21 protein-coding genes are annotated in these 23,750 nt (G+C 39.4%); 15 read left to right on the forward strand and 6 right to left on the reverse strand.

Translation table 11 applies throughout. From position 1 onward, the window contains the following. Positions 1 to 91: 91 nt before the first annotated feature. Positions 92 to 985, reverse strand: coding sequence for a sulfotransferase family 2 domain-containing protein (locus LY624_RS01785; protein WP_341803731.1), 894 nt, complete (start codon positions 983 to 985; stop codon positions 92 to 94). Continuing rightward, a complete protein-coding gene (locus LY624_RS01790) occupies positions 957 to 2,288 on the reverse strand; it encodes a flippase (protein ID WP_341803732.1) in 1,332 nt (443 codons plus the stop codon). The genes LY624_RS01785 and LY624_RS01790 overlap by 29 nt, the downstream gene beginning before the upstream one ends. Before the next feature lie 131 nt (positions 2,289 to 2,419). Between LY624_RS01790 and LY624_RS01795 the strand changes: the two genes are divergently transcribed. The 4 genes from LY624_RS01795 (at position 2,420) to LY624_RS01810 (ending at position 7,486) form a co-directional block, all read left to right on the forward strand. Then, complete coding sequence (locus LY624_RS01795; protein WP_341803733.1) at positions 2,420 to 3,568, forward strand: polysaccharide pyruvyl transferase family protein; 1,149 nt, start codon at positions 2,420 to 2,422, stop codon at positions 3,566 to 3,568. 384 nt (positions 3,569 to 3,952) lie between these two features. Then, entirely contained in the window at positions 3,953 to 5,044 is a 1,092-nt protein-coding gene (gene wecA / locus LY624_RS01800) for a UDP-N-acetylglucosamine--undecaprenyl-phosphate N-acetylglucosaminephosphotransferase (RefSeq protein WP_341803734.1), read from the forward strand. 38 nt (positions 5,045 to 5,082) lie between these two features. Next, positions 5,083 to 6,363: a lipopolysaccharide biosynthesis protein gene (locus LY624_RS01805; RefSeq protein ID WP_341803735.1), complete on the forward strand. Its 1,281-nt coding sequence runs from the start codon at positions 5,083 to 5,085 to the stop codon at positions 6,361 to 6,363. Beyond that, the gene (locus tag LY624_RS01810; RefSeq protein WP_341803736.1) at positions 6,338 to 7,486 is read left to right on the forward strand and encodes a glycosyltransferase family 4 protein; all 1,149 of its coding nucleotides are present in this window, start codon (positions 6,338 to 6,340) and stop codon (positions 7,484 to 7,486) included. The genes LY624_RS01805 and LY624_RS01810 overlap by 26 nt, the downstream gene beginning before the upstream one ends. A gap of 40 nt (positions 7,487 to 7,526) precedes the next feature. On the opposite strand, the gene pssE is transcribed toward LY624_RS01810, so the two are convergent. Both pssE and pssD read right to left on the reverse strand, forming a co-directional pair. Next, complete coding sequence (pssE, locus tag LY624_RS01815) at positions 7,527 to 7,982, reverse strand: PssE/Cps14G family polysaccharide biosynthesis glycosyltransferase (protein ID WP_237119787.1); 456 nt, start codon at positions 7,980 to 7,982, stop codon at positions 7,527 to 7,529. Next, entirely contained in the window at positions 7,979 to 8,455 is a 477-nt protein-coding gene (gene pssD / locus LY624_RS01820) for a PssD/Cps14F family polysaccharide biosynthesis glycosyltransferase (RefSeq protein ID WP_130151625.1), read from the reverse strand. The genes pssE and pssD overlap by 4 nt, the downstream gene beginning before the upstream one ends. A 267-nt stretch (positions 8,456 to 8,722) precedes the next feature. On the opposite strand from pssD, the gene LY624_RS01825 reads away from it, so the two are divergent. The 8 genes from LY624_RS01825 (at position 8,723) to galU (ending at position 17,236) form a co-directional block, all read left to right on the forward strand. Further along, complete coding sequence (locus LY624_RS01825; RefSeq protein WP_130151626.1) at positions 8,723 to 9,622, forward strand: Wzz/FepE/Etk N-terminal domain-containing protein; 900 nt, start codon at positions 8,723 to 8,725, stop codon at positions 9,620 to 9,622. A gap of 5 nt (positions 9,623 to 9,627) precedes the next feature. Further along, entirely contained in the window at positions 9,628 to 10,830 is a 1,203-nt protein-coding gene (locus tag LY624_RS01830) for a glycosyltransferase family 4 protein (protein WP_341803737.1), read from the forward strand. Beyond that, entirely contained in the window at positions 10,820 to 11,368 is a 549-nt protein-coding gene (locus LY624_RS01835; protein ID WP_341803738.1) for a DapH/DapD/GlmU-related protein, read from the forward strand. Before LY624_RS01830 ends, LY624_RS01835 begins: the two co-directional genes overlap by 11 nt. Further along, complete coding sequence (locus tag LY624_RS01840; protein ID WP_130151628.1) at positions 11,368 to 12,642, forward strand: O-antigen ligase family protein; 1,275 nt, start codon at positions 11,368 to 11,370, stop codon at positions 12,640 to 12,642. Before LY624_RS01835 ends, LY624_RS01840 begins: the two co-directional genes overlap by 1 nt. Further along, positions 12,639 to 13,523 carry a glycosyltransferase family 2 protein gene (locus LY624_RS01845; RefSeq protein ID WP_341803739.1) on the forward strand — a complete coding sequence of 295 codons (885 nt, stop codon included), beginning with the start codon at positions 12,639 to 12,641 and terminating at the stop codon, positions 13,521 to 13,523. Before LY624_RS01840 ends, LY624_RS01845 begins: the two co-directional genes overlap by 4 nt. Beyond that, entirely contained in the window at positions 13,520 to 14,605 is a 1,086-nt protein-coding gene (locus LY624_RS01850) for a glycosyltransferase family 4 protein (protein ID WP_130151630.1), read from the forward strand. The genes LY624_RS01845 and LY624_RS01850 overlap by 4 nt, the downstream gene beginning before the upstream one ends. Positions 14,606 to 14,614: 9 nt before the next feature. Further along, entirely contained in the window at positions 14,615 to 15,781 is a 1,167-nt protein-coding gene (locus LY624_RS01855; protein WP_341803740.1) for a nucleotide sugar dehydrogenase, read from the forward strand. Positions 15,782 to 16,327: 546 nt separating this feature from the next. Continuing rightward, positions 16,328 to 17,236, forward strand: a complete 909-nt coding sequence (gene galU, locus LY624_RS01860; RefSeq protein ID WP_130151632.1) for a UTP--glucose-1-phosphate uridylyltransferase GalU — start codon at positions 16,328 to 16,330, stop codon at positions 17,234 to 17,236. A 117-nt stretch (positions 17,237 to 17,353) separates the two neighbouring features. On the opposite strand, the gene LY624_RS01865 is transcribed toward galU, so the two are convergent. Beyond that, positions 17,354 to 18,430 (reverse strand): phosphotransferase enzyme family protein, encoded by a 1,077-nt coding sequence (locus tag LY624_RS01865; protein WP_130151633.1) that lies wholly within the window; start codon positions 18,428 to 18,430, stop codon positions 17,354 to 17,356. A gap of 7 nt (positions 18,431 to 18,437) precedes the next feature. After that, positions 18,438 to 19,358, reverse strand: a complete 921-nt coding sequence (locus tag LY624_RS01870) for a nucleotidyltransferase family protein (protein WP_341803741.1) — start codon at positions 19,356 to 19,358, stop codon at positions 18,438 to 18,440. 199 nt (positions 19,359 to 19,557) lie between these two features. Between LY624_RS01870 and LY624_RS01875 the strand changes: the two genes are divergently transcribed. From LY624_RS01875 to mutT, 3 genes are all read left to right on the forward strand, one after another. After that, positions 19,558 to 20,031: a DUF721 domain-containing protein gene (locus LY624_RS01875; protein WP_341803742.1), complete on the forward strand. Its 474-nt coding sequence runs from the start codon at positions 19,558 to 19,560 to the stop codon at positions 20,029 to 20,031. A gap of 410 nt (positions 20,032 to 20,441) precedes the next feature. Next, on the forward strand, positions 20,442 to 23,150 hold the full coding sequence (secA, locus tag LY624_RS01880; RefSeq protein ID WP_341803743.1) for a preprotein translocase subunit SecA: 2,709 nt from the start codon (positions 20,442 to 20,444) through the stop codon (positions 23,148 to 23,150). 62 nt (positions 23,151 to 23,212) lie between these two features. Next, complete coding sequence (gene mutT / locus LY624_RS01885) at positions 23,213 to 23,614, forward strand: 8-oxo-dGTP diphosphatase MutT (RefSeq protein WP_341803744.1); 402 nt, start codon at positions 23,213 to 23,215, stop codon at positions 23,612 to 23,614. The last annotated feature ends 136 nt before the right edge of the window (positions 23,615 to 23,750 follow it).

Raw genomic sequence — 23,750 nt, forward strand, 5'->3', positions numbered from 1 at the left:
TTTTTGTAGACGATTTTAACTTTTCTAAAATCGTCTACCTCTTGCGTCTACTTCTCGCCTCTACTCACCCTCACCTCGACGTATGCTGATTTTAAAGCGTACTGTACTTGTCTTTTGCGCGTAGGTAGTTTTCGGTTTCAAATCGGCATAAATGCTGTATTTGTTGGTTGATGTGCGGTTCATTTAAATAATTTTGCAGTGTGTCTTTCACACTTTGCTTTTGCTTATCTAAATGGCTTTCGGTTGTATTATGACTGCCAATGTTAATCTGTTTACCTGTTAACGTGTGTATCTTAGAAGAAAACCCATCCAGATTATCTAAAAAACTCACCACGCTGTATTTTTCAAGGTTATCGCTGAACTCACTTTGCATTGTTTTAGCATCGTGCTCATCCCTAGCAAAACGACCAGCAATACACATACTGGTAACATTAGCCATTTGCCAACCCCTGCGGTGCTGCAAAATGGTGTCGACCTCAGCTGTGAGGTTATCGTAGTTTAAGTTGTTAGGTGCCATCATTGGCAATGAGTTGGTCAGTTTGTTGTATAGGTAGTTCGACTTAAATCGGCTTACTGGCTCACGCAGCACAGTCACAAAGTGATACTGATTGGCAAATTGATTAAGCAATTGTTTGTTTGTTGTTACATGGCCACTTATATAGGGCCAGTCTTGTGCAAGGTGGTATGCAAGCAAGCCAGTTAATTGTTTAGCATGGTGATCGCTAAACTCACTAATACTATCTAGATCAGTAATTTCGTGGTTCATACCTGCTAGGCTCATGGCAATGGCACCTTCGCGGCTAAAGCGAGGTTGACCGGCAATAGCAAATTGCTCGCGCATGGCTAAATCAATAGAAATACCTCCCGATTTAGGTACGTGTACAAAGCAGATTGGTTTTGCGTGGTTATGGCTGTTTTTAGCAATACGCCTAAAGGCAACGTCGTAACCAAGTCGGTTAATTATTTTTTTTACTGTGCTTTTCATACTGTACTTTTAAATCGTGAATGAGGTTTATCAAAATTGGCACAGAGTGTAACACAGCTTGGTGCAATACTTTTGCGTACTCCCGAGTTTTTGCGTTAATAAACAAAAAGCCATAGCTTGCAACCATATAAGCAATAATTGTTGCCCATGCAGCCCCTAAGCCTTGGTATTTAGGTATGAGTAATAAGTTGAGTACAATATTTACAACAGCCCCTAAAAGGTTAGAGAGCAGGCTGTATTTATAAAGTTTTTCAAGAATAAGCCATTTAGATAACACAGCTCGCTGAAAAACAAACAAACTCGCAAAAATATGAACACTAAGAATAACGGCACTGCTTGTGTATGCTGAGCCATAAATCAGTGCAATGATGTTGTCAGCAAAAAACCAAGTCGCTAAGCTTAAAATAATGGCAGAGCAGGTTAGCACTAGGATCAATCGCTGTAGTAACTGTTGATACAGGGTAGGGTGTTTAAAACGACAATGGCTAAGTTGTGTTGTATAAACATTGGCTATTAATACTGGAAACACATACCAAAATTCAGATAACTTAGCCGCTGCGGCATAGTAAGCCACTGCTTCTGTGTTAACTAGGTTAGCAAGCATTATCTGATCTATTTTTAAATAGATAACGGCTGCAACGCCTGAAAATAACAGCCATTTTCCTTTTTGATAAAGCGCAAGGTAAGTTTGCTTTTTGGGTTGTAATTTATAAACCTGATGATGCTTTTGGCTGGTATACATAATGTAGTAACACACGCCGATCAGTACGGTCTCAAGCCCTTGTAAAAAAATAAGCGTTGTTAAATCAGCTGCATTAATAATAGCGATGAGTTTTGCAATATTAATAAGTGTTATGGTTACTAGGCGTAGCTTTACCAACTGAGATACTTGCTTTTTAGCTATATAGAAAAATTCCAGCACATATAAAAATGTAAAACCTTGCATAGCGACTAACATGATTATCAGCCCTGTTTGCTGATGATCTAAATTAAAGGCGTATAAGCACACTAAGGTAGTAATCGCTAACGAGACAATGGCACCCAGTAAGCGAATAAGTAAGGCAGACTTTATATAGTAGTGGCTGTTTGCAGGGTATTTTACGATGTATTTAGTAATAATATTATTAAGCCCCATGACTGCCAATGGGCTGAAAATGGCAGCAAACGAAACTATGTAAGAAAACTCGCCAAATAAGTCAGGGCCAGCTAGCCGTGCTAATAAAATATTGTTTATAAAGCCAAGGCTAAGTAGCACAACTTTTTCGATGATAAGCAGTAGTGAGTTTTTAACGTTTGAGCTCATTTTAGGTGTTTTATTGCCTATTTGAACGGGTAGTTTATCGTAAATCAAAGAAATTGCACGGAATGCTTGAATGACTGTAGATTGCTGTATATTCTTACTCGCTTTGCGTTTTCATTCAGTTTGGGTTGCTTGTGTTAGTTGAAATTAAGGGTGTTCAATTTGTTAATAAGGGTGCGGAGTTGATGCTTGCATCGATTATTGCGCAGTTAAATAAAGCGTTACCAAATGCTGAAATCTGTTTAGTGCATAATACTAACTCGCCTTATGTAAAACGAGCAAAAGTAGGCGCATACCAAAAGATCAACCTGTGCAAAAATATTCTTGACCTTAATTGGCTATTTTATTGTGTTCCGTCTTCAATACGTCGTTATTTTAAAAATCGCTTTGGCATTGTCACTGAAGCGGATGTTGATGTGATTTTAGATGCGTCAGGTTTTAGTTATGGCGACCAATGGTCTGATCTCGTTTTAAGACAAGTGGCAAGTGTTGTTAAACGCACTCAGTCTCGCTCAAAGCATTATATTTTTATGCCGCAATCGTTAGGACCTTTCTCGCGCGATGAAAATAAAAAGTATGCGAAGGTCGCGTTTTCTAATGCAAGCCTTGTGTTTGCAAGAGAGCAGCCTTCGTATAAGCACATTGTAGAGCTTGTGGGGGAATCAGCTAATATTAAGCAAGCTCCTGATTTTACCAATTTATTTGTACCAACAGCCAAGCCTGAATACGACATATACCAGGATCATGTTATTTTGATCCCTAACTCAAAAATGCTCAGTAAAAGAAATAAAAACACATGGTGGCGAGAGAACTATGTCACAACCTTGGCTCACTTGGCTAACCAAGCTATTAAAAAAGGGGAGAAGGTGATTATTCTCAATCACAGTGGGGCAGATGACGCACCGCTGTGCCATGAAATTAATAGCTTGTTAGACACGCCTTGCGAAGTGGTTGAGCCAGCAGATGCTGAGTCAGTCAAAGCATTAATTGCCAGAGGCAAGCTTATTATTTGCTCACGCTTTCACGGTTGTGTGAGTGCGCTTTCTCAGGCTATTCCATGTATTGCAACTGGCTGGAGCCACAAGTATCAAGAGCTTTTTAGAGAGTACGGCTCTGAGGAAACGCTGCTCCCTGCCAATGTTTCACCAGCGAGTTTAGATGCTTTACTCAATACGTGTTTGAACGAAAACACTGAAAGAAAGTCTCAGCTAGAAAATTACGCGATGAAGTATAAGCAGCAAAGTAAAGACATGTGGCAAACGCTGCTGTCTACCATACAGTAACTGTTTTTTGGCTCACTATTAAAAGTTGCGCTAACTGACGGGGGAAGTCAGCTTTAATTCAGTTCTTAATTGTATGATTACATGTTAGTAACGAAGTTTTACAGTTTGTTTTTATGTTTGCTTGTAAGGTAATTGTAATTCTTATATTATTTTCGGCCTTTGTCTCGTTCGTAACTATAAAAGGTACGATTTATATGTGTGGGTCAAAGTTTTTTTTTTAGTTTTATAACTTATAGGTACTAATCGGTAGCTAAAGTTAGGTTTTTAGTAAAACAAGGGTTACAGCTGTTAAAACGTTTATGTCTTTTTATTTGTAATCATCTATAATGATAGGCGTTTTGATGATGTTTCGGGGTACTTCATGTTGATTAAGGTTTATTTTCTGTGATTTTAACAACTATTGCACTTTTTATGTGCTCGTTTTTGAGCCTTTTTGTATTTCGAAAATTTGCCATTTATATAAATCTTGTTGATCAGCCAAATATGCGTAAACATCATAACGGCCCTGTCCCTTTAGTGGGGGGGTTGGCTGTTTTTGTTGTTGTATTCAGTTATTTAGTTATCTACCCCGATTCAATCTCTTCCACTTTTATTTATTTGTTTTGCGCCAGTATATTATTAGTAATAGGTGTTTTTGACGACTTATACGATATTAGTTTCCGATTAAGGTTATTAGTACAAGCGTTTATTTCAACCATGATGATGGTGTTTGGCGAGTTGGTTTTTACCAATGCAGGACAAATCTTCGGTGGCTTTGATTTAGAGTTGTCGTATTTTAGTTATCTCGTTACCGTTGTTGTGGTAGTGGGGGCAATTAATGCTTACAACATGGTGGATGGAATCGATGGTTTATTAGGTGCATTAGCGACTATTACGTTTGCTTCGCTCGGTCTGTTATTTTATTTCAATGGTCAAATCCAGCTAGCTGTATTCTGCATGGTTGTTGTTGCAGCGACGATTCCTTATATATTAATGAATTTAGGTATTCCTTTAGGTCAGCGCTTTAAAATATTTATGGGCGACGCTGGCAGTACGGTGATAGGTTTTAGCGTTGTTTGGCTTTTACTCGAAGGTTCGCAGTCAGAAAGCGCAGCCTTTAATCCTGTTACAGGGCTGTGGATTGCGGCTATTCCAATTATGGATGCGATTTCTACCATTATTCGCAGAATCAAAAAAGGCCAGTCTCCATTTAAGCCAGACCGAGAGCACTTACACCATATTCTGCAAAGATTAGGGGTTGGCCCTAAGATGACCTTGTTTGTTATTTCTATGCTAGGTTGTTGTTTTGCGTTAGTGGGTATTTTAGCCCAGTTAAATTCTGTTCCTGACTACTACATGTTTTACGGCTTTATCTTCTGTTTAATCGTATATCATCAAGTTATGGTTAACATATGGCGATTAACAGTACGTGCTCGCCGATTTTTTGGTATTTCAAAAAAGCAGCCAGAGGGAAAGGCTCATAAAGTTAAGCAATAGCTTTGTTATTGCTTCTGTATTAGTGAACAACCTAGGTAATGCTAAGTAAATTAATAAGGCAGACTGGAACGCTGATCAGCGGAAATTTATCTGCGTCTGTCCTTAACTTCTTCTCTGTCGCCATCTCGTTGAAAGCATTAGGTGTTGAGTCTTTTGGAGAGGTGACTCTACTTCAAGCTTACATATTGGTTTTAAGTCTGTGTTTTAATCCGCAAGCATGGCAGGGAGTTATTCGCTACTTTTATCTTGAAAAAGATAAAGCATCTCTTATTGTGTTAACCCTCAAGTATGATCTGATATGTGCCCTCATCGGGACTCTAATTGCGATATGCTTTGCACAAGCCTACGCAGAGAGCTTCAACTTGCAGCATCATACTAAATTATTGCAGTGGTGCTCAGTATATATCCTACTTAATCAAACTAGTGTTGCTATAGGTGTTTTGCGTTATCAGGAACGCTACAACGTTTTGGCAATGCAGGCAATCGTTAGCGCTGTGTTGTTTTTTCTGTGCGCATTATTAGGCTACTGGAAAAACTTTGGTGTCGGTTTTTTTGTAACGGCGTACCTTCTGACTTTAGGTGTGGGGGTTATTTATATACAATGCCACAGCAGTCGGTATGTTGCTTCATTGATAAAAAGCCAGAGTGATTGCAACTTACTGTCTAATGATAAGAAAAAAGAATTTAACCGTTTTAATTTGACTGTACACATGACCTCGTTGGCCGATATTCCAGTCAAGCAATTAGACACTATTTTAGTGGGTGCTGTTGTCTCCGTCGGTGCCGCTGGTGCTTATCGTGTTATTAAGCAAATAGCCACTATCTCAACAAGGTTAACCAGTCCTTTAAATCAGGTTTTATACCCAGAGATTAATGTCTATTTAGCTGAAAAAGCATATGACAAAGTCAAAAAGATAATGTCAAAAATAGTGCTGTTACTATTGTTACCTTCTCTTGCATTTGTTGCTGTTGCAAGTATGACATTTGATTACTGGGTTGTGACTCTTTTTTCTGCAGAGTTGTTGGTTTACAAGTGGCATATTGTGGTATTTATGATTGTTCATGCAGTATCAGCTGCATTGACTCCTATACATCCTGTTTTTCTGGCTTTAGGTTATGTTAAGAGTTTATTACTGATTACGCTTTTTTCTAATCTGGTTTTATGTTTAGGGATCCTAGTTCTAGGGGCGAAAATTGAACTTTGGGGAGTGCTTTTTGCTATCTTCGCTCAATATTTATTGACTATAGCATGCAAGCTCCCTGTAATTTTAAGTAGATTAAGAAAGGAAAAGAATGAGGGTTCTACATTACATACCTAATTTTTCAATGAGTACGGAAACATTTATTTATGATCAAGTTACAGCGTTGGAAAAAGCGGGGATAGAATCTGCGGTAGTGACAGCTAAAAGAGTCAATGAACAAAGCCGTCCTTTTGAACTTGTCTACTTTTGCCCAATTAAAACGGTTATTAATGAGCGCTTTACACAAGCATTTGCCCTAAGGCTACAGTTGCTGCCATATATGATTGACTACAAACGTTGGCAAGAGGTGATTGACGAGTTTAAGCCAGATGTTGTTCATTGCCACACTGGTAATGGGGTGAAGACATGGATGCACGTAAGTGAAAAACTGAACCTCAACATACCAACATTGGCATCATTGCATGGCTCTGATGTAAATAGTGAGCCTTTAATTAGGGCTAAATACAGGGCTGTACTTAAAAAAGCTGGCAGCAAAGACTTTATAAAGTGGACTGTTCCTTCAGAGTTTTTAAAACGTAAAACAGTCGAAAATCTGGATGTTCCGGGAAAAAAAATTACAGTTGTGCATAACTCTTTTAATTCTATGTTTCTGTCAACAAAGCAGGAAAAGAGTTTTGATACTTTGAATATTGTCTCGGTTGGACGCTTAATTAATTGTAAAGGTCATGAGTTTTTGATTCGTGCATTGGCTGTTTTACATAAAGACTACCCTAATGCGACCTTAACCCTTATTGGTGGTGGCGAGCTTAAGGAGCATTTACAGGGCTTAACTGACCAGTTAGCTTTAACTAAGCATGTGAAATTTATCGATATGGTGAGTCATCAAGCATTACCAGATCTGCTTTCATCGTATAATGTTTATGCACAGCCGTCGATTCGAGATGATGTTACATTTCAAGAAGAGTCTTTTGGTGTAGCAGCACTAGAGGCAATGGCATCGGGTTTAGCAACGGTTGTTTCAGAGTGTGGTGGTTTAACTGAGCTGGTTTCATTGGTCGATACACCCGCAGTGAAAGTGGTGCCTCAAAGAGATCCTGAGTCATTGGCAGGGGCAATAGCTGAGTTATATAAAAATGAAGCGAGTTTAACCCTTGCGCAAAGACATAAATTAGCTGAGCTATTTTCAATAGACATGAATACAGCAAGTATTAAAAGACTTTACAGCGAGTTAACTCAGTAGTTCAGAACGTTAAACCGTACTTTTCAAAAAAAGTACGGAGTTACTTTTTTAGGAGCTTACTTGTTAACTCATCCGCGAGGAAAAAAGAGTCTTTGCTGTAGGGAACAGGCTCATACGCGATGATATCTTCTATATGACCTTCTATAAGGCTTACATCATGGCAAACCAAGGCATAGTTGTTTCTTTCGATATATAGGGCTAAATCTGATTGGTGTTTATCGACTCTGTCAAAATTTGGCACGACAATAATTTTTTTGTTGAGCTCCAATAGTTCAAAAACAGTGCCAGCCCCCGCGTGTGTAATAACAATATCTGCATCGGCAAGCACGCTTGAAAACTCATTTGAACGAGCGAAAGAGTTGCCATTTTGAGGCTTGTATTCTCCTGTGCCTATCTGAAAAGTAAATGAGAACGCCGTCAATTTTGTAGCGGCTTGGTCTACCGCACGAATTAAAGAATCAAATGATGATGAGCCTACAGTGACAAGGATTTTCATAAGCGTCCACAATATTTTGCATTTTTATAGAGGGTAAGTTGCTCTTTATTTTGCACCCAAAATTCACTGCATATTTTCGACATCCATTTACCAGTGAAAGAGCGTGTATAAAAGCGACAAAACGTTTCGATGAAAATGACGTTTTTACCCATAGCTCTTAGAATGATAGAAGGAATAATAGCCATACCTGGTCCGGTTGAAACGATCCCCGTCACTTGGTATTTATGACAAATCTTTAGCGTAATAACGGTAGAGCGAAAGAGTCCAACCATTGCCATTAACAATGACTTTAAACGATTCTCTTTGTGACGAACATCACCTAGTTTGAAATGTGTTACTCGTGAACATAGTGGAGATGGCCCTAAAGATATAAACTTAAGTTCTGACTCTTTAATGTGTTTATATAGTAAGCTCATCTCTTTTTTGTGCCCACCTTCCCCATATGCGAGAATAACGACTGGTTGTTTTGACATGCTTATTGATTTCTATTCGATTTTAGGTTCATTTTTGTAATCGGTTCTTATGGCTATAAAGTCGGGGGACAAAAGGATAAGAAACACACATGCTTTATGATAACGAATTCAAAAAACATTTCCTAGCAGCAATTACTTAACGCTAGTTTTATCAGCATTTTTAAGTGAAATATTCGCGGGCGTAACTAAAGTTTTTAAATCTATTTTAATCATACCTTCATTTGCTATAATGCCTGACTTTTAGTAGTCAGTTGGTTGAGAAACTCCATGGAAAGTAAAGGTATAAACTTAACATTTTCTAAGTTAATGAAGTATAAATGGGTAGTTGTAATTGGTACTCTACTTTCGGCAGCATTGTCTGTATATGTGGCTATGCAGCAACCAAATAAATACACAGCAAAAGTCTACTTGGTCCCATCTAATGCTAAGGAAGGCGGTGGTCTTAATAAATTAGCTGGTCAATTTGGTGGTCTTGCAAGTATGGCGGGGATATCGCTTGGTGGTTCTGAGGCTGACGAAGTTGAAACAGCAATTGAATTTATGAGAAGCAGAGGCTTTATTCAACCGTTTATAGAAAAAAGGAACTTACTACCAGAGTTACTTGCTCTAAAGGGGTGGGACCAAAGCACTGACACCTATATTTATAATCCTGAAGTTTACGATGCTGAGCAAAAAAAGTGGGTAAGAACTCCGCCTCCTGGTAAAGATGTTGAGCCTTCGCCGTGGGATGGTTATATTCCTCTACTGGGCAGCTTCGATGTACTTTATATGAAAAAAAAGGGCGTCGTTCAGCTAGAGGTGACTGCGCTTTCACCAGAGTTATCAGTTAATATCACTAATTGGTTAATTGAAGATATTAATGCCTTTTGGCGTGACAAAGACCGCAATGAAGCTGAAGAGGCTATTAATTACCTACAAGAGAAAGCTGCGGAAACTAATGTCGCTGAGTTGCGCTCTTTATTCTACGAACTTATTGCGGATCAAACTCGCTCAAAGTTATTGTCTACGGTCGGCGATTTTCACCTAGTAAAACCTTTATCTCCGGTTATTTATCCTGAAGAGAAGTCGGGCCCTTCTCGCGCTCTTATTTGCTTAGGAATAACATTTTTTGGAGGCCTTGTTTCTCTAATTGTTGCATTTATTCTTGCGTTAAGAAAAAAGGCTTAAAAGCAATGACGACAGAACATGTTAAGCCTTGTGTGTTGCTCACGAGTAATCAATATAAACCTAATATTGGTGGAATTGAGAACTCGCTTTATCACTTAGCACAAGAATACCTTCTGCTGGGCTATGAAGTTGTTATTGTAGCCAGTGATCTCAACCCAGAAAATAAAGAATTACCTGAAGTCGAAATAGAAGAGGGTGTGACTATTTATCGCTACTGTTTCGGACGCAGCAGAGGTTTAGGGCGAGTGTTAAAGCAGACTTATAATGCTGTTAAGCTTTATAAAAAAGTTTTACAGCGTCACTCACCGGTATTAACTATTTGTCGTTTTCACTTTAATGTTCTGTATTTAAAAGCCCTAAAATATAAAAATATTGTTTATTTAGTGCCAGGGGTTGTTGCTAACGAAACAAAAGCCAGCTACAGAGCTAATGATAATAAGCTACTAAAGCTAAAAGGGCACCTATCATTTTTTTTGCATAAAACTGTGCAACGTATGGCATTTAATAGCGCTGATAAATTATTTGTTTTCAGCGAAAACATGCAGCAGCAAATCCGAAATATTAACCGCTCTAAAGCAATGAATATTTGTAAGCCAGGCGTTAGTTTGTCTCGATTTAGTTTGGTGACACAAACTGAAAAATCTCAGCTAAAAAAAGAGCTAGGTTTACCAGAGCAAAGCAAGGCTTTTTTATGTATAGGGCGCTTTGTGAAAGCAAAGGGGTTTGATACTGCAATTGAAGCTTTAAAGCTTTTAAACGACAACAATGCGTCGCTTTGGCTACTAGGTGAAGGCGCTGAAGAGGCTGAATTACGCGCACTTTCTGAACGGTTAAATGTTAGTGATAGAGTGATCTTTTTAGGTCGCCAAAGTTGCCCTGAAAATTATTATAAAGCAGCTGACTTTTTCATTATGTCTTCAACATATGAGCCCTTAGGGCAAACCATTTTAGAAGCGTTATCGTCAGGCTTACCTATTATAGGTGCAAAATCGAGCAGCAACGTAGTTACTGCGACGAGTGAGATTTTGGAGCCTTCAAACAATATATTGGTCGATGAGTATTCTGCCTCTGCCTTTGCCAGAGGAATGACGAGCTTAATGGCTTTACCTGAGACGCAGTATGCTCAGTTACAATATGAAAATAGAGAACTTGCAGAGCAAAAATTCAGCTGGCGTGTGCTTGCTAAGGAGTTAGCAGGTGATTTCTAAGTTATTCTATTATTTATTAAAAATCATTAGTAGAGTCGTTAGTTCTGATAAATTACAGACTAAAATTGATAGCTTAGGCTATGCATTGAGTATCCAAAAATACACCAGACAAGGTGCTCAGATTGGAGAAAATACACTTATTATTGATACTAAACTCTCGTCTTCATCTAAAGGAGACCGTTTTTATATCGGTAAAGATTGCACTATTACCGGAGCTACACTTTTAGGTCACGATGCTTCTCCTACATTGTTTTTAAAGGAACTGGTGGTTCACAAAGATAGCTATAGAAAAGGATCTCGGCGCTCTTACCGAAAAGCAATTACCATCGGCGATAATGTTTTCATCGGTTGGGGGAGCATTATTTTACCTGGGGTCACTATTGGAAGTAACACTATCATTGGTGCAGGAAGTGTTGTCACAAAAGATATTCCTGATGGAGTGGTTGCGGCTGGAAACCCTGCTAAAGTTGTCAAGTCTACAGACGACTACGTTACAGCTTATAGAGAAACCCTTAAAAAAGAGCCCGGTAATTTCTGATGTTAAAGCTCTTTTTTTCAAACGATGATGGGCCTTCATATGCGGATAAGCTATGCGTATTTATGATGAGCCTTTATCTACTTGCTGATGTTGCTTCTGGATTTACTGTTCTTCAGTTAGGGGTGGATTTAAAGCTGTCACTGCTATACAAATTACCATTAACTGGATTGGTGCTGTTACTCGTACTGAAACTTGATCCAAGGTATTTTATTTTCTTATGCCTTTTATTAGCGATACTGCTCATGGGGCCGGTATTTCAATTACTCTCATACGCTGATACTTTCTTTTTTATTACTGACTTCTCAAACGTGTATAAAATCCTCATGCCAATGTCTATTTTTATTTATTTTGGCCTGTTGGCTGCGCGTTGGGGGTTGTTTACTAGAAAATGGCTCGAAAGAATATTAATTAGTAATTTTGCTATCTTGTGTTTTAACTTATTTTTAGGTGCGTTAGGTTTTGGTCGCTCAAGTTATCAATTAAGAGATGGTGAAACGGCAGGTTCTAATGGTTTTATATATGCGGCAAATGAATTAGGTGCGACCATGGTCGTGCTTTTCTCTTTCATGCTTCATATGTGTTGGAACTATAAGCGTAAGTGGTACATTGTATTTTCTTTATTTACTGTGCTTTGTGGCTTACTTGTCGCCACTAAAACTGCCATGCTCGCTGCTGTAAGTCTTGTGTTTATTGTGCCTATTCTCAATGAAAGAGAGAGGCTGTTTAAAATGACTAAGCTGAAATTATATATTCTTGTACCTATGTTCTGTGCTATAGCGGTCATTGTATATGTAATTAACGATTTACTCATGGCTTTAGGCTTGTACGACAGACTCATGTGGGTATTGAGCCAAAAAGGCGTTTTAGGAATAATTCTATCTGGCAGAGATGAATTTGCACAAGAATTGTTAGTTGTTTACGTTAATTACCTAGAATTTTGGCAGCAACTTATTGGGGTCGGAACTGCGGGAATCGCTGAGTTTATCCCTATAAAATACTCTGCAGAAATTGATGCGATCGATGTATTAGTTTACTTTGGATTCACTGGCTTATTTGTATGTTTTTCCTTTTACTTTTTTACCTTTATTAAAGCCTTAAAGCAGTGTGTTAGGCCTGAATCTATTTATAGTCCTGCGGTGTTGGCTGGTACTCTTATCCTGCTATTTTTATCGCAGCTGAGTGGCCATGTTTGGATTTCTGGCACGTTAGGGATTTCACTCGGTTGTTTTGTATCGTTATTATGGGTAGACACGGAAAGTAGGAGTAACTCATGACATCATGCCAACCTCTCGTGAGTGTTTGGATACCAACCTACAACCGACTTTCACTTCTCAAAAGAGCTGTTGAGTCGGTAAAAAAGCAAACTTATAAAAACATAGAAATATTTATCGTTGATAATGGCTCTACAGATGGGACTGTTGAGTACTTAAAACAGTTAGCTGGCGAGAATGAAAATATTCGCTTTCACTGTTTTGGCGAAAATGAGGGCGCATGTCGTGCTCGCAACTATGCAATTCAACATTCTCAAGGTGAGTATGTGACAGGCCTTGATGATGATGATGAATTTTTACCAACCAGAATCGCAGACTTAGTTGAGGCATTTGAAGAGAAATATGCCTTTGTTTGTAGCGGCTATATTTGGGATTACGGTCAAACTCAACGACCTATCTTAAATTCAGATATGATCATTGATATAGATGCTCAGCTGAACTTCAATCAAGCGTCTAATCAAGTTCTTACTAGGAGAGCGCGCTTAATAGAGGCAGGATTATTTGATGAGTCAGTTGTGTCATCTCAGGATTGGGAACTGTGGACTCGAATGATTTTGAAATTTGGTGCTGCGAAACGAATAAGTACTCCTTCATATATAGTGCATACTGCTCATGACAAACCCAGAATTACGGATAATCAAAAGAATCGCTCTGTAGGGTTCCAACAATTTTACGATCGGTATGGTCATTTAATGTCAAAAAGAAACAAAAAGTGTTTTGATTTTTTGGTTTATTACAGTAGCGGTCAAAAAGTAAGTCTGCTAACTGTATTTAAATACTTTACTCCTCCTATTGCGGGGAAATTACTGAGAGCATGGCTGGCTTCGTTATTTCCTGGACTTGCTAAAAAGAGATTAGAGCGTTTTAGAAAGGTTCAAAAATGAGTAAGATTTGTTTTATTGCAAACCTTTTTCCATCAAAAAAAGACCCTTCATTTGGTAGCTTTGTGGGTAAAAATTATCTACAGCTTCAGACACAAGGGAATCATATTGTAAGTAAAGTCGTTATTGATCACCGTGCTTCAGGTTTTGCAAAGCTTATCTGCTATATAAAATTCATTGCAAGCGGGATGTATGCGATAAGTAAGCGGAATTATGACTTCATTTATTTTCATTACTTAACATATTCGACCCTTTGCCTTATTCCTTTTCTATTGGTTGGAAAGCCGAAGTACGTAGTAAATATTCATGGTGATGATCTTGTTGGTAATACAACTATCCATAAAGTAATGGGATTTGCGTCTAAGTTAATATTAAAAAAAAGTACTGCAGTCGTTGTTCCATCATCCTATTTCAAAGATAAACTTCTTGAGTTACATCCTTGGTATGATAAGGAGAAAATTATTGTATCTCCGTCTGGTGGTGTGGATTTTGATATATTTAAACCAACCATCAGCCCTTCACCATCTTTTTTTACTTTAGGGTATGTCTCTCGAATAGATGAAGGGAAAGGGTGGCAAGAATTGCTAGAAGCCTTAGTGTTAATTAGACAGTCTCACCCTCATTTGATTAGTAAACTAAGGTTGAATATCTATGGCACAGGCGCAGAGGTTGACGAACTAGTAAACACAATAGCCAACAGTGACTTATCTTCATTGGTTACATACTATGGGGCATTAGAACCAAATCTATTAGTTGATAAGTATAGTGAAATGGATGCTTTTATTTTTCCAACTCACAGAGAAAGTTTTGGTTTAGTGGCCGTAGAAGCTCTTGCATGTGGAACACCCGTTTTAGCATCCAATATCAGCCCAGTGAATGACATAGTTATACCTGGTAAAAACGGTTTATTGTTTGATGTAAAAGATAAAAACTCTATTGCCGATACAATCGTCGAATTACTAGAAATGGCACCTCAAGACTATGAATTACTGAGCTCATTTGCTCGTCAATCGGTATGTAACTATCGTTCAACTGAAGTCGCGCAGCATTTAGAAAATGAACTCAAAAAGCGATTATTACCCTAGGAAAGTTTAATGAAAATCACTATTGTTGGAACTGGTTATGTAGGCTTATCAAATGCAATGTTACTTGCTCAGCATAACCAAGTTATTGCACTGGATATTGTTGAAGAAAAAGTTGAGTTGCTTAATTCTGGTAAGTCGCCAATTATCGATACAGAAATCGAAGCATTCTTGATGAATAAAGATTTACAGTTTTCGGCAACCACAGATAAGCACTTAGCATTGAAAGATGCTGAATTTGTGATTATTGCAACACCCACTGATTACGACCCTGATACTAACTATTTTAATACGGGTTCAGTTGAAGCGGTTATTAATGATGTTTTAGCTATCAATCCTAGTGCAACGATGGTGATTAAGTCTACGGTTCCGGTTGGCTTTACTAAAGCAATAAAAGAGCAGGTGAATAGCGACAATATCATTTTTTCTCCAGAGTTTCTGCGTGAAGGTAAAGCACTTTACGATAACTTGCATCCATCACGCATTATCGTTGGTGAGAAAAGTGAGCGTGCAAAGGTATTTGCTGAGCTATTAACCCAAGGGGCAGAAAAAGAACATATTGATATTTTGTTTACTGACTCAACGGAAGCCGAAGCGATTAAGCTTTTTTCAAATACCTATTTAGCAATGCGTGTAGCCTATTTTAATGAGCTGGATAGTTATGCCCAAAGTCATGACCTTGATGCTAAGCAAATAATTCAAGGTGTTGGTTTAGATCCGCGTATTGGCTCTCATTATAATAACCCTTCGTTTGGGTATGGCGGATATTGCTTACCAAAAGATACCAAGCAATTACTAGCAAACTATAAAGATGTGCCGAATAATATGATTCGAGCAATTGTTGATGCAAACTCGACAAGAAAGGACTTTATTGCCGAATCAATTATTAAACAAAACCCTAAAGTCGTAGGGATTTATAGGCTGGTCATGAAGTCCGGATCTGACAACTTTAGGGCTTCAGCTGTGCAAGGCATTATGAAGCGCATTAAAGCAAAAGGCATTGAGGTTATTATTTATGAACCTAGCCTACAAGAGAGTGAGTTCTTTAATTCAGAAGTCGTAAAAACAATTGATGAACTTAAATCACGCGCCGATATTATTATTTCTAATCGAAATACCGATGAATTGGCTGATGTAGCTGAAAAAGTGTACACACGCGATTTGTTCGGTAGTGATTAGTTATTTATTACCATAATTAAATGTTAACTAAGCCTTTTATCTTTAGGTGAGAGGCTTGGTTAATTCAATAGTATGGTTTTATTTTGCGCTGTATTTCCCCACGTTTTATTCAACACAAAAAGTGTCATTATTTATTGTTAACATGAAGAATATTAATAATAAATTACCTTAGGTTTGATATAATGTTCCCCTTTTGAGTGGTATAATTGTTCCCTCGTTACGGCAAATAAATGCTTTTCGTAAACGCATTATTTTAGTCACGATTTAGCATTTTATTTAGTTGGGCGCGTAACAATAAATGATTGATTATGTCGCACCCTGTTTTTACTCAGCAAGTCATAAAATAAAAAATAGCGGGTATTAAATTAGCTTAGCGACTTAGCCTAAAAGGGCATGAGCCTCAAGGGGTTACCATATTTGATGAAGTGAGCGAAGTTTTGCCTCGCTTGTATGAGTAGTAAAAGTGATGATTTGTTCATATTCGAGCAAGCTTTACACTGCTAACTTAGTTATAAATTTGAGTTAATATTTAAAAAAGGACTTAATATGAAAGCTGTTATCCCTGTTGCGGGTCTTGGAACTCGTATGCTTCCAATGACCAAAGCCATTCCAAAGGAAATGTTGCCGCTTGTCGATAAACCTCTTATTCAATACATTGTTGATGAATGTGTAGCGGCAGGCATTAAAGAGATTGTGCTTGTAACACATAGCTCTAAAAATGCCATTGAAAACCACTTTGATACCAGCTTTGAGCTCGAAGCGACACTCGAAAAGCGTGTTAAACGCACTTTATTAGAAGAAGTACGCTCTATTTGCCCTGATGATGTGACGATTATGCATGTGCGTCAAGGCGAAGCAAAAGGGCTTGGTCATGCGGTATTATGTGCGAAACCTATTGTAGGTGATGATGACTTTGTTGTTGTGCTACCAGACGTCATTCTTGATAGCTATACCGCTGATCAAAAAACAGAAAATATTGCAGCCATGATTAAACGCTTCAAAGAAGTCAGAGCAAGCCAAATCATGCTTGAGCCTGTTGCAGCTGAAGATGTTAGTAAATATGGTATTGCTGATATTGGTGGAGTGACGATTAAAGCTGGCGAAAGCGCACCGATCAAAACTATGGTAGAAAAGCCAAAAACTGAAGAAGCACCATCGAATCTTGCGGTTGTTGGTCGTTATGTATTGTCTAAAGCTATTTGGCCTATCCTAGCAAAAACCTCGGCAGGGGCTGGTGGCGAAATTCAATTAACAGATGCAATCGATGCATTGATGGAAGCTGAAATAGTCGAAGCGTTCCACATGAGTGGCCGTTCACACGACTGTGGTGACAAGCTAGGCTATTTAAAAGCAATCATCGAATACGGTATGCGTGATGAAAAGCTAGGTGCTGAGTTTTCAGAGTTTGTTGCACAAGCAGTTGCACCACAGCCAGCTCATTTAAAAGCGGTTTAATACTGTTTGCTGGTTTAGAGTACACAGAACGCCTGCATTAATGCAGGCGTTTTTGTTTCTAATCGTTATTGACTAAATTAGATACAAGTAGTTGCGACTTTATGTCGCGCAACAACCTTAATTATTGATTTCTAAAATCGCTTTAAGGGTATGCTCTTTATCAAGAATATCGCGATACAGTGCAAACTGATTACGAGCCCGCTCTAAATTGTGGTTCGCATGTTTAGTGGCAAAGTAATTATCACCATCAATAAAGTCAGTCAAAAAGCGTAAGCCAATCATAAACGTCATAACTTTGGTGCCTAGCCAAAAGCTTTGTTTTTCAGCATCGGTGATCACATTTTGCAGCGGTTCAACATAGCCTTTTACAATTGCTGCGAAAATTTCTTCACGCACGCGAACATTATTTAAGTTAGTAGAATCCTCTTGCTCAGGTGAACAGAATGTACGTACCATATCGCCAAAATCAAACAGCCAATAGCCTGGCATACAGGTATCAAGATCGATCACCGCTTTCGCACTGTCTGACTTTGTGCAAAACAGCATATTGTTGATTTTGGTATCATTATGGCAAGGTCTTAAAGGAATGGTGCCTTCAAGCGCTTTTAGTTCTGCAACGAGGCTTTGCTGTTCTAAGCAAAAATCAACATCGTCTTGGCATAGTGCAGTTCTGTTCAGTGGGTTTTGCTCTAGCACTTTTTTGAAGGCATCAAATCGCATTTCTAGGTTATGAAAGTTAGGAATAACATGGTGTAACTGTTCAGCCTGAAAATCTTGCAGAGCAAGGGCGAATTGACCAAATGCATTGGCCGCAGTTTGTGCTTGCGAGATGCTGGCTACAACATCTTCACTATAACTGCCGCCAATAAATTCGAGTGCGCGCCATACTCCTTGGTCATATTCAACCAAAAAGTCATTTTCAATAGTGGGTACGTGACGAATAATATCTAAATCATACTCACCATTATTATTTTTCTTAGTTAAGTGCTGTTCTATTAAACGTGCATTCTCAACGAGCTTCTCAGGGGCTGGAAATACATCCGTATTTAACTTTTGTACCACCAAGGCCTGATCATCTGTTTTAAGTAGCATGGTTGTGTTTATATGACCATTTCCAATTGGCTTTAAGCTAATATTGGCGTCGTTTAGGCCATAGCACTGAGATAAATGCTCAGCTACAGGGTTTGACTTCATTGAGAGTTCACTCTTCATTTTTGATTGCACTGAGGCGATGACTGCTATTTCTTCCGTGATATAATTCATAAAGCTTTTTCGAAACCTTTTCTAGCTCTGATTTGTAAGTCACACCATACCAAGGTGATTGTGCTTTATAGACAATGACAGATTGGTGTTTACCTTGGATGGCGGCTTGGATTTGGTCGGGCAAATAATACTCTTTTGTGACACCGTTGTCATTACTTTCTAGGAACTCAAAAAAGCCGCTTTCTAAGTAATTGAACACATCGGGAGTTATTCCCCAAAAGCTCATGGAGCCTAGTGAGTCATCTGTAATTACCACTCTTTTACCTTGCGGTGTATCGCCGTAGAGAGTGGCATTTTCGCGTTCAATATTTAAGTATTCAATCACATTAGTGAGTTGCTGCTGTTCATCTACCTCACATAGCCCACGGTTAACTCCCCCTTCATCTGACAGAGTTTGGCTAATAGGATAACCAACCATGGCCCATTGCGTGCTGTGCTTAAAGTGCTCAGCAACTATTTCAAACGAAGTATCGCCATAATAGTCATCAGCGGTGATCACAATCGCAGGGTTATGTACATAAGGCTTTGCGCAAAGCAGTGCATGCCCAGTTCCCCATGGCTTGATGCGATCTGCAGCTAGGTGGCTGAACTTATCGGGTAACGCATCAATACTTTGCTCAACTAATACAATATCGAGGTCATCAGGAAGCCGAGGTAAGATTGTGGCCTCAAGTTCAGCACGAATTTTTTGATTAATAATGATCACAACTTGGCTAACATCCACTTTGACTGCATCGGCGATACTTAGCTCCATGATTGTGCGACCAAGAGTTGGAATTTCAGCGATTTGTTTATTTCCGCCAAAGCGACTACCTAAGCCACCAGCTAATACAACTAAAGTGAGAGAATGTTGTGCCATTATATCTATTAAATAAAAAACAAAATCTGAGTCTATCAGAAACAAACAAAACGTAGGAGGCGTTTTAATATTGAATCGTTTATTTACGGTTGGAGCCATTCTGTGGGCATTATTTTAGCGAGTAATGTTTACTCGCATCCCCTTTACCTCAATGGTATATTGTCATTTGTGGTATTACATTGTTTAAGTAGAGTGGGCGATGGCAAAAGATAGGTATGCGCCTAAAGCGCTGGGCGATATTATGGCAGGGCTCAATAGCCGGCTTGCGTCCTATGCAGGCAAGGCGCAAGGGCTATCGAGTCAACAAGCTATACTGAATGACTTTTTAGGCGAAACATTATCAAAAAAATGCCGAGTGAGTAATTATCGTGACGGCACTTTGATGATTGAGGCGGTCTCTGCCCCGTTTGCGCTGCGCTTAAATTATTTAAAAATGGACATGCTTTCGCACTTTCGAAAGGCAGGCATGGCTGAACTCGGACAAATTAAAATTACTGCTAACCCACAAGCAACCCAGCGTTTGTCAGCGAAATCAGAACAAGATAAAAAACCAGTTACAAAACGTCAAATGAGCGAGCAAACAGCCGATTACCTCAACGCTATCGCCGCAGATGCACCACCGTCGTTAAAAGCGAAGTTAGAGCGTTTAGCGCAACATGGCCGTAAGAAGTAACGTGTAGGCGTGAAATTTACTTCACACGAGGGCTGCGGTTTACTTGAATTCAAAGTGCGCCTTGCCAAGCATTGGGCCCTCAGATTCGCCTTTTTTCTTTCCTGATCTTGATTTTATTTCGATTGTCGCCATATCTACTCAGTGATTTAATTTTTACGCATTAGATCAAAGATTACGGCTAATTTTTAAATTTTCTTGCTGAAAATCCATATCTTCACACACAGAAGGTTTGATGTTGCGCAGACTCTGGTATGATAGCGCACGAAATAAGCTGTGTTTTAAACAGCGTACTGATAAATTGTTAATTAATATGCCCTACATCATGAGCATAAGCGCATATTAATTATCAATTAAAGAAAGTGGGTTAGCTAACGACTAGCTAACAAAGAATATATTGTAACGGTTTTATCATGATATCTAATTTATTTACCAAGATTTTTGGTAGTCGCAATGACCGCACTATTAAAAACCTAAGAAAGACGGTCGCACTGATCAATGCGCTTGAAACGCAATTAGAAGCGCTTTCTGATGAAGATCTAAAAGCAAAAACAGCAGAATTTAGAGAGCGTTACGATAACGGACAAAGCCTAGATGATATCTTACCAGAAGCATTTGCTGTGGTACGTGAAGCATCTAAGCGTGTAAACGGCATGCGTCACTTCGACGTACAGCTACTTGGTGGTATGGTTTTACATCAAGGTCGCATCGCAGAGATGCGTACCGGTGAAGGTAAAACACTAACAGCAACATTACCTGCCTACCTTCGCGGTTTAACAGGTAAAGGTGTTCACGTAATTACCGTGAATGACTACCTTGCAAAACGTGACGCCGAAACTAACCGCCCATTATTTGAATTCTTAGGCCTAACAGTGGGCTGTAACGTACCAGGTATGATGCCACAGCAAAAGAAAATCGCTTATGCTGCTGATATCACTTACGGTACTAATAACGAATTTGGCTTTGATTATCTTCGCGATAACATGGCATTTAGCATCGAAGAGCGTGTACAACGCCCACTTTACTACGCGGTAGTGGATGAAGTGGATTCAATCCTAATCGATGAAGCGCGTACGCCGCTTATTATCTCAGGCCCTGCTGAAGACAGCTCTGAGCTTTACATCGAAATCAATAAAATTGTGCCTGATCTTGAGCTACAAGAAAAAGAAGATGAAGAAGGCGTTGAAGGTGACGGCGACTTCACTATCGATGAAAAGTCTAAGCAAGTTCACTTAACTGAACGTGGTCAAATTAAAGTTGAAGAGCTATTAATTGAGCGCGGCTTAATCGAAGAAGGTGATTCACTTTATTCAGCTTCAAGTATCACATTATTAAGCCATGTGTATGCGGCGCTTCGTGCTCACAAACTGTATCAAAAAGACGTTGATTATGTTGTTAAAGAAAACGAAGTTATCATCGTAGATGAGCACACAGGCCGTACAATGGAAGGTCGCCGTTGGTCAGAAGGTTTACACCAAGCTGTTGAAGCAAAAGAAGGTGTACGCATTCAAAACGAAAACCAAACATTGGCATCAATCACATTCCAAAACTACTTCCGTTTATACGACACATTAGCGGGTATGACAGGTACAGCAGACACAGAAGCGTTTGAGTTCCAGTCTATCTACGGTCTAGACACAGTTGTAATGCCAACTAACAAACCGATGATCCGTGACGATCGTGCTGACCTTGTTTACCTTACACAAGAAGAAAAGTACGAAGCAATCCTTGCTGATATCAAAGATTGTCAAGAGCGCGGTCAACCGGTACTTGTGGGTACTATTTCTATCGAAAGTTCTGAGTACTTATCGCAGTTCTTACGTAAAGAAAAAATTAAGCACAACGTACTCAATGCGAAATTCCATGCGCAAGAAGCAGACATCGTTGCTGACGCGGGCTTACCTGGCACAGTAACCATTGCAACTAACATGGCCGGTCGTGGTACCGATATCGTGTTAGGTGGTAACTGGCAAAGTGAGGTTGAAAAGCTTGAAGAGCCAACGGATGAGCAAATCAAAGCGATTAAAGAAGCGTGGCAAAAACGTCACGACGCGGTAATCGAAGCGGGTGGCTTACATATCATTGGTACTGAGCGTCACGAATCTCGCCGTATCGATAACCAGTTACGTGGCCGTTCGGGTCGTCAAGGTGATGCAGGTTCAAGCCGTTTCTACTTATCAATGGATGACGCGTTAATGCGTATCTTTGCTGGTGAGCGCATGACGAACATGATGCGTAAGCTAGGTATGCAACGCGGTGAAGCGATTGAGCACCCTTGGGTTAACCGTGCAATCGAAAACGCACAACGCAAAGTTGAAGCGCGTAACTTCGATGTTCGTAAGCAATTACTTGAGTACGATGATGTAGCAAACGATCAACGTCGTGTTGTTTACTCACAACGTAATGAGCTACTTGAAGAAGGCGATATTTCAGAAACTATTACTGCAATTCGCGGCGATGTGCTAAACGGTACGATTGACCAATATATTGCACCACAAAGTCTAGCTGAAATGTGGGATATTCCAGGCCTAGAAGAGCGCTTAAAGCAGGATTTCTTAATCGAGCTACCTATTGCACAATGGTTAGCTGATGATAATAAACTGTACGAAGAAAAACTTCGTGAGCGCATTGAAGAAGCGGTTGAGCAAGCATATAAGCAAAAAGAAGAGATGGTAGGTGAGTCTGTCCTACGTCAATTCGAAAAAGCAATTATGCTACAAAGCCTAGACCAGCACTGGAAAGATCACTTGGCAGCGATGGATCACCTTCGTCAAGGTATTCACTTACGTGGCTATGCACAGAAGAATCCGAAGCAAGAATATAAGCGTGAGTCGTTCGAGTTATTCTCTGAAATGCTTGAGAACTTAAAAGTCGACGTTGTCGGTATTTTGAGTAAAGTACAAGTTCGCGCTGAAGAAGATGTTGAGAAAGTTGAAGAGCAACATCGTAAGAGCGAAAATGCACCGCGTGAATACCAGCACGAAGAGGCAGAGCACCTTGGTGGCGAAACACCACAAGATGCTGTGGTTAGCCATCGTGCAGAACCAAAAGTCGGTCGTAATGAACCGTGTCCTTGTGGTTCAGGTCAAAAATTCAAACAGTGTTGCGGTAAATTAAAGTAACCTAAGCATTGAGATAAAAAGCGACGCTTGCGTCGCTTTTTTTATGATTGAGGAAATATAAAATGACTAAAAAAATAGTGCATGTTGCAGTCGGCGTTATTTATAAAGATCAGCAGCTATTTATCTGTAAACGTCCAGATGACAAACACCAAGGCGGCTTGTGGGAATTCCCCGGCGGTAAGGTAGAGCAGGGCGAAAGCGTATTTACAGCGCTACAGCGCGAGTTACTAGAAGAAGTAAATCTAACCGTTAATGGCAGTGAAGAGCTAATCGTGATCGAACATGACTACGGCGATAAATGCGTACGCTTAGATGTGCATATTGTTGACAACTTCACAGGCACTGCTCATGGCGCTGAGGGGCAACAAGGTAAGTGGGTAGCAATTAATGAACTTGATACTTATGCTTTTCCTGCTGCCAATGTAGAAATAGTCGAAAAGATAAAGCAAAAATATGCGCTTTAAATCTAGATGAAGGCGCGAAGTTTCCTTCGCGCAAAGATTATAGTTTGTGCTATGTTGAAAACGCGCCCTGCAAGCTATTGTCCGCTTGGTGGTGTGTAATTCCCTCTTTCTCTATCAAAAGTCCTGAGATAAAATA

This window comes from Pseudoalteromonas sp. N1230-9 (genome assembly GCF_032716425.1).
In the GTDB taxonomy this organism is placed as follows: Bacteria; Pseudomonadota; Gammaproteobacteria; order Enterobacterales; family Alteromonadaceae; genus Pseudoalteromonas.